This window comes from Pantoea sp. DY-15, from assembly GCF_019795935.1.
GTDB lineage: Bacteria > Pseudomonadota > Gammaproteobacteria > Enterobacterales > Enterobacteriaceae > Pantoea > Pantoea leporis.
Window position 1 is genome coordinate 1,269,336 of sequence record NZ_JAIMIF010000001.1, and the last position, 13,041, is coordinate 1,282,376.

The window sequence follows — 13,041 nt, forward strand, 5'->3', positions numbered from 1 at the left end:
TGCATTTTTACTGTGATTCTTGTTACCCGTATCACATTAATTAAAAAACATAAAACCCGTAACAAATCCCGCAATTGTTCCCATCAGCATCGCTACCTATAACTAACCGTCAATTGCACTTAAGCGATTCAAAGACAGGCGGGAATCTTTATGCAAGCAAGCTTATCCATTAAAGAAAAGTTCAGTTACGGCCTCGGTGATATGGCCAGCCATATCGCCATCGATAACGTCATTATTTTTCTCACCTTTTACTACACCGATGTGGTGGGTTTGCCCGCAATCTTTGTTGGCACGCTGTTTTTACTGGCGCGCGTCGCCGATGCGGTGATCGACCCGGCGATGGGGATGGTGGCTGACCGAACCCGTTCACGCTGGGGCAAATTCCGTCCCTGGCTATTGATGCTCGCGGTACCGTTCGGCGTCAGCTGTATGTTGATTTATGCGGTGCCGGAAAGCCTGTCGCTGACTGGCAAGATGATTTACGCCGCCGTGACCTACAGCCTGATGATGCTGATGTACACCGCCATCAATATTCCTTACTGCTCGATGGGGGCGATTATCACCGCCGATGATAATCAGCGCATCTCCCTGCAATCATGGCGTTTCTTCCTCGCCACGCTGGGCGGCGCGATGTCCACTTTCCTGATGATCCCGCTCGCCACCTGGCTAGGCGGCGGTAACAAACTGGACGGTTACTTCGCAGCAATGTCGATAATGGCGACGCTGGCAACCCTGCTGTTTTTTATCTGTTTTCTCAATACACGCGAACGCATCAATGCTCCCGCAAACCACGGCAACTTTCTTGCCGATCTGCGCGATTTGCTGCGTAACGATCAGTGGCGCGTGGTCGCGTTGCTGGTGTTCTGCAATATCTCATTCGGCGTGGTGCGGCTCGGCGCGATGATGTACTACGTCACCTATTTTCTGGGTGATGCCAGCCTCTTCATGTGGCTGCTGGCCGCGCATATTGTCGGCAAAAGCGTCGGTAGCGTGCTGGCGAAACTGCTGACGCGCCGCCTGAACAAAATCACCGCCTTTACGCTCAGCGCCATTACTGCTGGCGTGCTAAGCATCAGCATCGTGTTCCTGCCCGGCTCGCTGGCGCTGTTGGTTGGCATGACATTCATCGTCTCCAGCTTCTATCAAGTCACCACCACGCTGATGTGGGTGATGATGGCCGATGTGGTGGATTACGGTGAATATCGTCAGGGAAAACGCCTCGATGGCACCGTCTTCTCGACTCTGCTCGCCGTATTGAAAATGGGCATGGCCATTAGCGGCGCGATTGTCGGCTGGACGCTTGGCCTGAGCGGTTACGTCGCTCAGGCACCGCATCAGCAACCCGCCGCCATGATGGCCATCGTGGCACTGTTTTCGGTAGTTCCCGGCCTGCTGTCGCTGTTAAGCGCGCTGGCGATGCGCGGCTACAAACTAAACGATGCCACCATGCGCACCATCAATCAGCACAAAGTGTCAGCCCAACCGACTGCCACTGCTTCCCCCCTTTTACAACCACAGGAGTTGTCATGAGTGAATTACGCGCCGAATCCCAGCGTATTATCTGGACATTTGACCGTCAGACGCTGGTTATCGAACCCTGGGGCGCGCATAGCCTGCGAGTACGAGCCACCTGTCAGCCCGAACTGATCGACCATGACTGGGCGTTGTTATCGCCTGCGGCTTGCGAGGTGGAGATCCAGCGCGAGCATGAATCTCTCAGCCTGCGTAACGGCAATATCACCGCCACGCTGAATATTCGCGGCCAGCTGGCTTTCTATAATCAGCACGGCGAATTGCTGCTCGAGGAGTTCTGGCGTCAGCGCAGCACCGTGGGCATCGGTGCCAGCGAAAAGAGCCAGGACAAATACATCAGCGCCCTGAAGCTGGATGCGCGCGCCTTTCGACCGATTCCGGGAGGGAAATATCAGCTGAGCGTGCGCTTTGAAGCGCGTGCCGAAGAGAAAATCTATGGCATGGGCCAGTATCAGCAGGATTGTCTCGATCTGAAAGGCTGCACGCTTGAGCTGGCACAGCGCAATTCGCAGGCAAGCGTGCCGTTTATGGTATCCAATCTGGGCTACGGCTTGCTGTGGCATAACCCGGCCATCGGCGAGGTGACCTTTGGTAAAAACGGCACGCGCTGGCAAGCCGAAGTAACCGATCAGATGGATTACTGGATCACCGCAGGCGACACACCCGCTGAGATCGTGCGTCAGTATGGCCGCGCCACCGGCACAGCTCCGATGATGCCCAGCTTCGCGACCGGTTTCTGGCAATGCAAACTGCGCTATCGCACTCAGCAGGAAGTGCTGGAGGTCGCGCGCGAATATCGCCGCCTGCAGCTACCGCTCTCGGTGATCGTCATCGACTTTTTCCACTGGCCAAATCAGGGAACCTGGTGTTTCGATGCGCGCGACTGGCCGGATCCGCGTGCCATGGTGCAGGAGCTGAAAGAGATGGGCATCGAAACCATGGTGTCGGTGTGGCCCACGGTGGATAGCCGCAGTGATAACTATCGTCTGATGAAATCCAAAGGCTTGCTGGTTAACAGCGAGCGCGGCGTATCGGTGAACCTTGATTTTATGGGCAATACCACCTTTTTTGACGCCACGCATCCCGCCGCACGCGAGTTCGTCTGGCAGGAAGTTAAGCGCAACTATTATGACCACGGCATCCGCACTTTCTGGCTCGACGAAGCAGAGCCAGAATACCGCGCCTACGATTTTGATAATTACCGCTATCATCTCGGTCCGGTACAGGAAGTGGGCAATATCTATCCGCAGCTGTTTGCCCGCGGATTTTATGAAGGTCTGCAACAACAGGGCGAGAGCGAGATCGTCAATCTGGTGCGCTGCGCCTGGGCGGGCAGCCAGCGTTACGGCGTGCTTGCCTGGTCGGGCGACGTTCACTCCTCGTTCCATGCCTTACGTAATCAGTTCACTGCCGGGCTGAATATGGCGATGGCAGGTATTCCATGGTGGACCACCGACATCGGCGGTTTTCAGGGCGGGAACATTCATGATCCGGCGTTTCATGAACTGTTGATCCGTTGGTTCCAGTGGGCGGTATTCTGTCCGGTGATGCGTCTGCATGGTTACCGCGAGCCACAAATTGCACCTGACGAAGCCTGGCGCGATGGCATTGCGCAGTGCAATAGCGGCTCACCCAATGAAGTATGGAGTTACGGTGAGGAGAATTACGCGCTGATGAAAAGCTGCCTGCTGCAACGTGAGCAGATTCGCCCCTATATTGATGGCCTGATGCGCGAAGCGCATGAGCTCGGTGATCCGGTGATGCGCCCGCTGTTCTATCACTACCCGCAGCAGCCAGAGAGCTGGCAAGTGGAAGATCAGTATCTGCTGGGCCGCGACCTTCTGGTCGCGCCGGTACTGCACGCCGGGCAGCGTGAACGTGAAGTGTGGTTACCTGCTGGTGAACAATGGATTACCCGCAATGGTGAGTGCTATCAAGGCGGCCAACGCATCAGCGTCGCCGCGCCACTGAGGGAAATTCCGGTGTTTACGAGAGCAGGAAGTCAGGTAGACATCCGCGTGCCAGAGTAGATGCAGATTTACGAAAGGTCGCCATGAATGGCGTAATGCTTGTCAGTTAAGCCCACGATGAATCTTCAGTGAGTGCTGCTGAAAAGGGCTCATTTGCCAGAGGCGCTGGCGCGTCTGCTGCGGCAAAAGGGCCATTCGCAGCGCTGAGGCTTTTACGTTGGGCCAGGAGCCTCGCGCATGGATGCGCGAGGCAGTTCGGGGCCGGCCAGGACGGCCGATCCGCGAACGGTCCGTTTCGCACAACGTGAAAGCCGAAGGTACCGCGCTAGCGGCGCGAGGACGGCCCGTGACGCAGCAGATGTGTCAGAGCCCGCACCGAATTTAAAGCAAAATGCTTCCTTAACTGACAGGCAACGCCATAAATGGCGACCGCATGCAGAACGGCGTTGCGGGATGCACGCGCTCTATTACTCGCTCTCGTTGCGCTTCTGCCCTAACCCATATTCACGCAGCTTATTGGCAATCGCGGTATGCGACACGCCGAGGCGTTTCGCCAGTTTGCGCGTGCTGGGATAAGAGAGATAGAGACGCGTCAGCACCGAACGTTCGAAACGGCTGGTGATATCGTCCAGCGAACCTTCCATCGCCTCTTCGCCCAATGACACATCCAGCGCCTGCTCTGGCAACACAATATCTTGTGGTCCCAGCTCGTAACCTTCCAGCTGCGTCAGCGCGCGGTACAGCGCATTCTTTAACTGGCGTACGTTACCGGGCCAGTTATAACGCGTCAGGAATGGCGTCAGCTGCGATGAGAGTCGCGGACGCGGCAAGCCTTGTTCATCGGCGAAACGCGCGACAAACATTTCGGTGAGCGGCAGAATATCCAGTGGACGTTCACGCAGCGGCGGCAGATTGAGCGTCAGCACATTCAAGCGATAAAACAGATCTTCGCGGAACTCACCACGCTGCACCAGCTCAATCAAATTCTTCTGCGTGGCGCAAATCACGCGCACATCAACGTGGACTTCATGCTCTTCACCCACGCGGCGGAACGTGCCGTCGTTGAGGAAACGCAATAGTTTGGTCTGCATGCGTGGCGACATTTCGCCAATCTCATCCAGCAATACCGAACCGCCGTTAGCCTGCTCGAAGAAGCCTTTCTTGCCTTCCAGCGCATTGGGATAAGCACCGGCAGCGTGACCAAATAGCTCGCTCTCCGCCACATCATCCGGCAATGAGGCGCAGTTCAGCGCCAGGAACGGTTTTTTGCCGCGCGCGCTACGCAAATGACAGGCGCGCGCCAGCATATCTTTGCCGGTGCCGGTATCACCCACGATCAACAGCGGCGCATCGTGCATCGCCAGCTTGCGCGCCTGATCCATCACCTGACGCATTTTTGGCGTAACCGCCACGATATGATCGAACTCCGATTCATCGGTAACGGTAAGATTCTGCAACTGTCGGCCCATACGCGCCGTCGATTTCAGGGTGATCATCGCGCCGACCGGCAGGTCGCTCTGGCCCTCTTCTTCTGCCAGATAAATCGGTCGCGCTTCCATCAGGAAATCGCGCCCCTGAATCACCACATGCTGCGCCTGTGCGTCAACGCGATCATTCTCCAGCCAGCGCTGGAAATTGAAGCCGGTGATTAAAGTGCCAACGTTTTGATTGCGCAGCTTCTGTTCATCAAGGGTAAACAGATTTTGCGCTGCCGGATTGGCCAGCTCGACTTTGCATTTCAGATCGATGGATAACACCGGTTCTGGCATCGCCACCAGCAGCGCGCTCAATGCGCGATGCTCGCGTTCAGATGGCATAAACGAAACGGTACGCACATCTGTCACGCCAGGTGTACGGCGGATTTCCGCCATCAGATTGCTGAAGGGTTCAAACTCCAGCGCGGTAAAATTGAGGTAAATGCGACCGAGTGGCGCAATTTCGATGCCGCGCAGGTCGATATTGCGGGCAACCAGCAGGTCGAGCAACTCGCGCGCCAGACCGATTCGGTCCTGGCAGAAAACTTCCAAACGCATTGCGATGAGCCTTAGTCAGGTTTTGATTTTAGTGATAATACGCTAACTTGCAGCGCCTCAGAAGAGGCCTGTCAGGAAAAGTTGACAGCCAGAGGCAGGTGATAAAGGGAAGTGTAACGGAGCGACCAACAAAAATCCCGCCGAATATGCGTGGTAACACAGATAATTTTACCTTTCACGCCAGTTCCAGCGTGAAAGGTACGCAAGTGCTGATTATTTAGCAGCCTGCCCTGCTTTATCCCCACTTTTTACCAGGGATTCTTTCAGCTGACCAATTAACTCGCGACGGAAATCCCCCAGACGCGGCTTATCATCTTCCAGCCACGGTAATGGGCGACACAGCTCCATGGCTTTAATGCCGAGACGTGCGGTGAGCAAACCGGCACCGATCCCTTGCGCAGCGCGGGTTGACAGCCGCGCGGCAAGATCCTGTGACATCCAATCCATCCCGACTTCGCGCACCAGTTCGGAAGCGCCCGCAAACGCCATATTGAGCAGCACTAAGCGGAACAGGCGGATGCGGCTAAAGTAACCCAGCTCAATGCCATAGATCGCCGCGATGCGATTGACCAGCCGCAGATTGCGCCAGGCGATAAACGCCATGTCGACCAAAGCCAGCGGGCTAACGGCGATCATTAACGTCGATTCGGCGGCGTGACGGCTTATTTCCCGGCGCGCCTGACGATCCAGCACCGGCTGCACCAGTTGGGCATATAAGGTGACAATTTCACGATCGTTGTGGGTTTCATGCAGCGCCGCATGCCAGCGCTGCAGTGCAGGATGCGCCTGATCAAGCTGCGCCTGTTGCGCCAGCTTTTCACAGAACGCACGACCTTTGCCGACGCCGTGACTGTGCAGCAATTCGCGGCCAATATCGCGCTCTTCGGCCCGCTGACGCAGACGATATAAACGCCGCCATTCGCCAATCAGCGCACCCGCCCCCGCGGCGACAATCAATGTGCCCGCCACGCCGGTGCCGAGGGTAAACCAGTCGCGCAGCAGCCACGCATCGTGCAGCGTTTGCGCGCCCTGCGCCACCACGCTGACGCCGAAAATAGCGAGGCCAACGCCCACCATTTTACGCCACAGGCTGCGCTTCGGCCGAAGCGCGGCTTCCACCACTTTTTCGCCTTCGCCCTCTTCCAACGGCTCGGCTTCCGCCGTGGCGAGAAAGGCTTTCTCGCTGTCCGCGCTAAAGGTTTGTGCGGCGCGCAGCGGTTTTTCCGCTTCCACCGTCAGCGGACGGGCAAAATCAATGCGTCCTTTCAAAGGTGTTTCGTCGCTCATCGCAATTTATCTCCCAGTAAAAATTCCAGCGCGGCATCCATGCGAATATGCGGCAGCGGGCGATCAACATCCAGCTGCTGCGGCCGGAACTGTTCAAACTGAAATCCCTGCTGCTGCCAGAAATTGTGGCCAGGCAAGCGCGGCGGCACTTCGCCAGGATAGAACGTCAGCGCTTCATTATCGGCAAGACGATGACCGCGCAACGCCGGTAATTTCTCGCCACGATGATCAACCAGCCCACTTTCTGTGGCCTGCACCGAGGCTAAACCGAGGCAATCCATATTGATGCCTTCGAACGCAGCATTCTGCCACGCGTCCTGCACCAGTTGCTGCAGCAGCGACACCATATTGGCGTGCTGATCCGAAGTCACATGATCGGCTTTGGTGGCGGCAAACAGCAGCTTATCGATCACCGGAGAGAACAGACGGCGGAACAGCGTGCGCTGACCGTAGTGGAAACTCTGCATCAGTTGCGTCAAGGCGAGACGCATATCGTTGAACGCTTGCGGCCCGCTGTTAAGCGGTTGCAGACAATCGACCAGCACGATTTGGCGATCGAAACGCAGGAAATGATTTTTATAGAATCCTTTCACCACGTGCTGGCAGTAATAGTTGAAACGCTGCTGCAGCATGGCGAAGTTGCTGCCTGCTGGCGCTTGCGCCAGCTTGCTAACCTGCATCTCGTCGACCTGCGGCCACGGGAAGAACTGCAGCGCCGGCGCGCCGGCCATATCGCCCGGCAATACAAAGCGGCCCGGCTGGATAAAGTGCAAGCCTTCGCTTTTGCATTGGTGCAGATAATCGGTCCAGGCAGCGGCAATGGCTGCCAGACGATTTTCATCGGCGGGCGCAAAAGGATCGAGATCGGCGCACAAGCTGCGCCATTGCGCTGACCAGCCCGCGCGATCGCCCTGCAGCAAGCCCACCATCTGACGTGACCAGCTGAGATAATCCTGCGCCAGCATCGGCAGATCCAGCAGCCATTCGCCGGGATAATCGACAATTTCAAGGTAGAGCGTGGCGGTATCTTTGAAATGGCGCAGCAGCGATTCATCCGGCCGATAGCGCAGCGCCAGACGCATTTCGCTCACACCACGCGTCGGCGTCGGCCACATCGGCGGCGTGCCGTACAGTTGCGCCAGACCTTCGTCGTAGGTGAAACGCGGCGTGCCGAGTTCACGCTGCGGCACGCGCTTGACGCCCAGCAGGCGATCTTCGCGCACCACGGAAAACAGCGGCAAACGTGCGCCGCTGTGGACATTGAGAAGCTGGTTAACCAGCGAAGTGATAAACGCGGTTTTACCGCTACGGCTTAAACCGGTTACAGCCAGGCGCAGATGGCGGTCAACACCGCGGTTCATCAACGCCACAAATTCATTTTGCAGTCTTTTCATCGTTCTCCCTGATGAATCGTGCCGATAAGCGTTTAAACGCTTTGCTCAGCAACGGTTCCAGGGCGGCCGCCAGCAACAGGCGCAGCGGACGGCGCGCCACCGATTTCACCGCCCAGCCAGCGATACCGCCGGGCCCGTAAGTTACTGCACTAATGATGATAAATTTCCCCGCCGACATCAACGCAGGTGTCGCGCGACGGCGCAGAGCAGTAAAACGTTGAGTTTGCATAGAGCCTCTTATCACAATAGAAGAAGTGGGCCCGAAAGCCCGGGAATTTAGATCTGGCGGAAGCGGCTGCGCACGCTAAACGTCTCTGAAGTGACGTAGCGTTCTACTTCACGCACTTTTCGCTCATCGCTTTGCAGCGTTGTTTCCAGCTCGTCGAGCAGTTCACGTGCGCTGGGTGCCCGTTCAGATGCAGCATCATCGGGTTTCTCGTCCAGCACAAAGCCCAGAATAAAATAGGCGACGATGGTGAACATAAACAGTCCAAGGAACAGCGACAGCACCACAATCACACGCAGCAAGCGCACCGGAATGTCGAGGTGCTCGGCGATACCCGCGCAGACGCCGCGTACTTTGCCCTGCTGCGGAATGCGCCACAGTTTACGGCCATTCATCATGGTTGCCTCCAGTTTGGATGTTCGGCATCCAAAATGGCTTCCAGTGCTTCAACACGCTCACGCATGCGGCGCGCATCCTGGGTAATTTGTTGCAAACGCTGCAGGTCACTCGACGATAGATCGGCGCCGCCGTTGCGTTTGTTGCTGTAATGCAGCCATAACCAAATTGGTGCGACAAACAGCACGAAAATCGTTAAAGGTATGGCTAAAAAAAGTGCGCTCATTGACTCTCCTTAATCACTAACACCATTTTTAACTCGGGCCCGCAATCAGGCCCGTGGCGATCACTCAGGGCGGTTCATTTTAGCTTTCAGCGCGGCCAGCTGCTGGCTGATTTCATCATCGGCTTTCAGCTCGGCGAACTCCTGATCCAAACCTTTTGGTTTACCAAAACGCTGGCTTTCTGCTTCTGCTTCCATGTGATCGATGCGACGTTCAAAGGATTCGAAACGTGCCATCGCATCATCAATCTTGCCGCTGTCGAGTTGACGACGCACATCACGTGATGACGATGCTGCCTGATGGCGCAGCGTTAACGCCTGCTGACGCGCACGGGTTTCAGTGAGTTTTTTCTCCAGCTCACCGATCTCGCCTTTCATGCGGTCCAGCGTCTCTTCAACCTGAGTCGATTCCTGCTGCAGCGCAGCAATCAAATCGGTCAGCTTTTGCTTCTCAATTAAAGCAGCACGCGCCAGATCTTCTTTACCTTTATTAATCGCCAGCTCCGCTTTTTCCTGCCATTCGGCCTGCTGAATTTCAGCCTGCTCGCTGCGGCGCAGCAGCTGTTTCTTTTCGGCCAGCGCACGGGCTGAGGTTGAACGGACTTCTACCAGCGTGTCTTCCATTTCCTGAATCATCAGGCGTACCAGTTTCTGCGGATCTTCGGCGCGCTCCAGCAGAGAGTTGATGTTAGCGTTCACGATGTCGGCGAAACGAGAAAAAATACCCATAATGATGTTCCTCAAATTTTGTATGTAGGTGCGCGAGGCGCTCATCACTAATACAATTCGCGTGCCAACTTTTAATTTATTGATTTTACGCAATTTGTTTATTTTACATCCGCCAGAACATCCCTTAAGGTAGTGAAATTGATTAATCAGTGGCGAATTTCATCATGTCGAACAGTTCAGACAACCTTTTGGGTGAATCCAATAACTTTCTGGAAGTATTAGAGCAGGTTTCCCGCTTAGCGTCGCTGGAAAAACCGGTGCTGGTGATTGGCGAACGCGGCACCGGCAAAGAGCTGATTGCCAGCCGCCTGCATTATCTGTCAAACCGCTGGGAAGGGCCGTTTGTTTCGCTGAACTGTGCTGCGCTGAATGAAAACCTGCTCGATTCCGAACTCTTCGGTCATGAAGCCGGCGCGTTTACCGGGGCGCAAAAACGCCATCTGGGACGCTTCGAACGCGCCGATGGCGGCACGCTGTTTCTTGATGAACTCGCCACCGCGCCGATGCTGGTGCAGGAGAAATTGCTGCGCGTGATTGAATATGGCCAGCTGGAGCGCGTTGGCGGCAATCAATCGTTGCAGGTGAATGTACGTCTGGTGTGCGCCACCAATGAAGATCTGCCGGCGCTTGCCGCCGCCGGAAAATTCCGCGCCGACCTGCTCGATCGCCTCGCCTTTGATGTGGTGCAGCTGCCGCCGCTGCGTGAACGTCGCAGTGACATTCTGGTGATGGCCAACCATTTTGCCATTCAGATGTGCCGCGAACTGGGCTTGCCGCTGTTCCCTGGCTTCAGCGATCGCGCCCAGCTGACGCTGCTGAATCACAGCTGGCCCGGCAACGTGCGTGAACTGAAGAACGTGGTCGAGCGTTCGGTTTATCGCCATCACAGCGCCGACGATGAGCTGGATAACATTATCATTAACCCGTTCGCCCCCCGCACGCCGCCCGCCGACGTCATTGCCCAGGCGGACGTATCTGCCTTGCCTTCCCTGCCGCTGGATTTGCGTCAGTGGCAAAATCAACAGGAACGCGAGCTGGTTGAAGCGAGTTTACAGCAAGCCAAATACAACCAGCGCCGCGCCGCCGAGTTATTGCGTGTGACGTATCACCAATTACGCGCCATGATGAAAAAGCACGGTATTCAGGCCCGTGACGAGGATTAACCAGGTCGCCATAAATGGCGTGTATTAATTTGATTTTATTTTTTTTAAGCAAATCGCACGGTGTTTTTTTCTAACTGTTTCGAGTAGATGCAAGGCGGCAAGCGAGGACATCCCTGGGAGCATACATAAGTATGTGACCAGAGTGGACGAGCGCAGCCAACGCAGCAGCCGCTCGAAACAGGACGAAAAAAGGCCCGCGGGTTAACGCGGGCAACTAATACTGGAAGCAATGTGAGCAATGTCGTGCTCTTCTTCGGTAGAGCCACCGTCGAAGCGCAGAAGAATAATAATCATTCTTATTATCATCTGTAAACCCTTAATTGAGAATTTTTCTCATCTCCACACAGAGATTGTGATTACCCCATCGCCAGTTTGGCGAAAAACACAACAGAAGCGTCGCGAATTTGGGGAGTACGTGACGTTTAAGATACACTCACGCTATTGCCTCAGAATCGTTGAGTTCTATGCCAAAATTATTCCCCTCTCTGCTGCTGGGTCTCAGCATGATGAGCGCGTCAGCGTGGGCCGCGCCAACGGACAACATCCGCAACAGCGGTTTTGTCTATTGCGTTAACGGCACGGTTAATACCTTCAATCCACAAATGGTCAGCAGCGGCTTAGTCGTCGATACGCTGGCGGCGCAGCTGTATGACCGGCTGCTGGACGTGGATCCTTATACTTATCGGCTGATTCCCGACCTCGCCCAGAGCTGGGAAGTGCGGGATAACGGCGCAACCTACCGTTTTCACCTGCGTAAAGATGTCGCCTTCCAGCACACCAACTGGTTTAAACCGACGCGTAAAATGAACGCCGATGATGTGGTGTTCAGCTTTGCACGCATGTTTGATCGCAAGCATCCGTGGCACAACGTCAACGGCGGCAGCTATCCCTATTTTGATAGCCTGCAGTTTGCCGATTCGGTGCAGAGCGTGAAAAAGCTCGATAGCGATACGGTTGAAATCCGCCTGAACAGCCCGGACGCCTCTTTCTTGTGGCATATCGCGACGCATTACGCGCCGATTTTGTCGCAGGAGTACGCCAATAAACTCAGCGCTAAAGGCCAGCAGGAACAGCTGGACCGCGAACCGGTCGGCACCGGCCCGTTCCAGCTGAGCGAATACCGTACCGGGCAATATCTCCGCCTGGCGCGTAATCCGCAGTACTGGAAAGGCGTGCCGCGTCTGCAGCAGGTGGTGATTGATTTGGGCGTCGGCGGCACCGGAAGGTTATCCAAACTGCTGACCGGCGAATGCGATGTGCTGGCCTATCCCGCCGCCAGCCAGCTGAGCATTTTGCGTGACGATCCGCGCCTGCGCATGACGCTGCGTCCCGGCATGAACATCGCCTATCTGGCGTTCAACACGCGCAAACCGCCACTGGATCGCCCGGAAGTGCGTCACGCGCTGGCGCTGGCGATCAATAACGAACGCCTGATGGAGTCGATCTATTACGGCACCGCTGAAACTGCCGCCTCCATTTTGCCGCGTGCGTCCTGGGCGTATGACAACGATGCGCGCGTCACCGAATACAATCCGGCTAAAGCGCGTGAAGAGTTGAAAGCGCTGGGGCTGGAAGATTTGCATTTACGTTTAGTGGTGCCCTCTTCCTCACAGTCGTGGAATCCCAGCCCGTTAAAAACCGCTGAATTGTTGCAAGCGGATTTGGCTCAGGTTGGCGTGCGCGTCACTATCGCGCCGGTGGAAGGCCGCTTCCAGGAAGCGCAGTTGATGGAGATGAATCATGACCTCACGCTCACCGGCTGGGCAACCGACAGTAACGATCCCGACAGTTTCTTCCGTCCACTGTTAAGCTGCGCGGCGATCCGTTCGCAAACCAACTACGCACACTGGTGCTCGCCCGCTTTTGATGAAGCGTTGCAGCACGCGCTGTTGTCCCAGCAGCTGTCGGCGCGCATTGATAGCTACGACAAGGCGCAGCAGATTTTGGCGCAGGAGTTGCCGGTGCTGCCGCTGGCGTCATCGCTGCGTTTGCAAGCCTATCGGCATGACATCAAAGGCCTGGTATTGAGCCCGTTTGGTAACGCCTCGTTCGCTGGCGTTTACCGCGATGAGAGCAGCGAGGAGTAA

At 56.0% G+C, this 13,041-nt stretch carries 11 protein-coding genes; 4 read left to right on the plus strand and 7 right to left on the minus strand.

Annotated features, from left to right (window positions below; translation table 11 throughout):
• Positions 1-150 precede the first annotated feature (150 nt).
• Both K5Y32_RS06060 and K5Y32_RS06065 read left to right on the plus strand, forming a co-directional pair.
• Positions 151-1,530 carry a glycoside-pentoside-hexuronide (GPH):cation symporter gene (locus K5Y32_RS06060; protein WP_222182214.1) on the plus strand — a complete coding sequence of 460 codons (1,380 nt, stop codon included), beginning with the start codon at positions 151-153 and terminating at the stop codon, positions 1,528-1,530.
• Positions 1,527-3,563 carry a glycoside hydrolase family 31 protein gene (locus K5Y32_RS06065; RefSeq protein WP_222182216.1) on the plus strand — a complete coding sequence of 679 codons (2,037 nt, stop codon included), beginning with the start codon at positions 1,527-1,529 and terminating at the stop codon, positions 3,561-3,563. Before K5Y32_RS06060 ends, K5Y32_RS06065 begins: the two co-directional genes overlap by 4 nt.
• A 407-nt stretch (positions 3,564-3,970) precedes the next feature.
• On the opposite strand, the gene tyrR is transcribed toward K5Y32_RS06065, so the two are convergent.
• The 7 genes from tyrR to pspA form a co-directional block, all read right to left on the minus strand.
• The gene (gene tyrR, locus K5Y32_RS06070) at positions 3,971-5,536 is read right to left on the minus strand and encodes a transcriptional regulator TyrR (RefSeq protein WP_222182218.1); all 1,566 of its coding nucleotides are present in this window, start codon (positions 5,534-5,536) and stop codon (positions 3,971-3,973) included.
• Between the two features lie 213 nt (positions 5,537-5,749).
• Positions 5,750-6,823 carry a YcjF family protein gene (locus K5Y32_RS06075; protein ID WP_101764294.1) on the minus strand — a complete coding sequence of 358 codons (1,074 nt, stop codon included), beginning with the start codon at positions 6,821-6,823 and terminating at the stop codon, positions 5,750-5,752.
• Positions 6,820-8,217: a YcjX family protein gene (locus K5Y32_RS06080; protein WP_222182220.1), complete on the minus strand. Its 1,398-nt coding sequence runs from the start codon at positions 8,215-8,217 to the stop codon at positions 6,820-6,822. The genes K5Y32_RS06075 and K5Y32_RS06080 overlap by 4 nt, the downstream gene beginning before the upstream one ends.
• On the minus strand, positions 8,198-8,446 hold the full coding sequence (pspD, locus tag K5Y32_RS06085) for a phage shock protein PspD (RefSeq protein ID WP_007888070.1): 249 nt from the start codon (positions 8,444-8,446) through the stop codon (positions 8,198-8,200). Before pspD ends, K5Y32_RS06080 begins: the two co-directional genes overlap by 20 nt.
• 47 nt (positions 8,447-8,493) lie before the next feature.
• Complete coding sequence (pspC, locus tag K5Y32_RS06090) at positions 8,494-8,841, minus strand: envelope stress response membrane protein PspC (protein ID WP_222182222.1); 348 nt, start codon at positions 8,839-8,841, stop codon at positions 8,494-8,496.
• Positions 8,838-9,065 carry an envelope stress response membrane protein PspB gene (pspB, locus tag K5Y32_RS06095; RefSeq protein ID WP_007888081.1) on the minus strand — a complete coding sequence of 76 codons (228 nt, stop codon included), beginning with the start codon at positions 9,063-9,065 and terminating at the stop codon, positions 8,838-8,840. Before pspB ends, pspC begins: the two co-directional genes overlap by 4 nt.
• A 60-nt stretch (positions 9,066-9,125) precedes the next feature.
• Positions 9,126-9,791: a phage shock protein PspA gene (pspA, locus tag K5Y32_RS06100; RefSeq protein ID WP_008106471.1), complete on the minus strand. Its 666-nt coding sequence runs from the start codon at positions 9,789-9,791 to the stop codon at positions 9,126-9,128.
• 164 nt (positions 9,792-9,955) lie between these two features.
• Between pspA and pspF the strand changes: the two genes are divergently transcribed.
• Together pspF and sapA are read left to right on the plus strand one after the other, a co-directional pair.
• On the plus strand, positions 9,956-10,954 hold the full coding sequence (gene pspF, locus K5Y32_RS06105) for a phage shock protein operon transcriptional activator (protein ID WP_222182223.1): 999 nt from the start codon (positions 9,956-9,958) through the stop codon (positions 10,952-10,954).
• Between the two features lie 464 nt (positions 10,955-11,418).
• Positions 11,419-13,041, plus strand: a complete 1,623-nt coding sequence (gene sapA, locus K5Y32_RS06110; RefSeq protein ID WP_110866234.1) for an ABC transporter substrate-binding protein SapA — start codon at positions 11,419-11,421, stop codon at positions 13,039-13,041.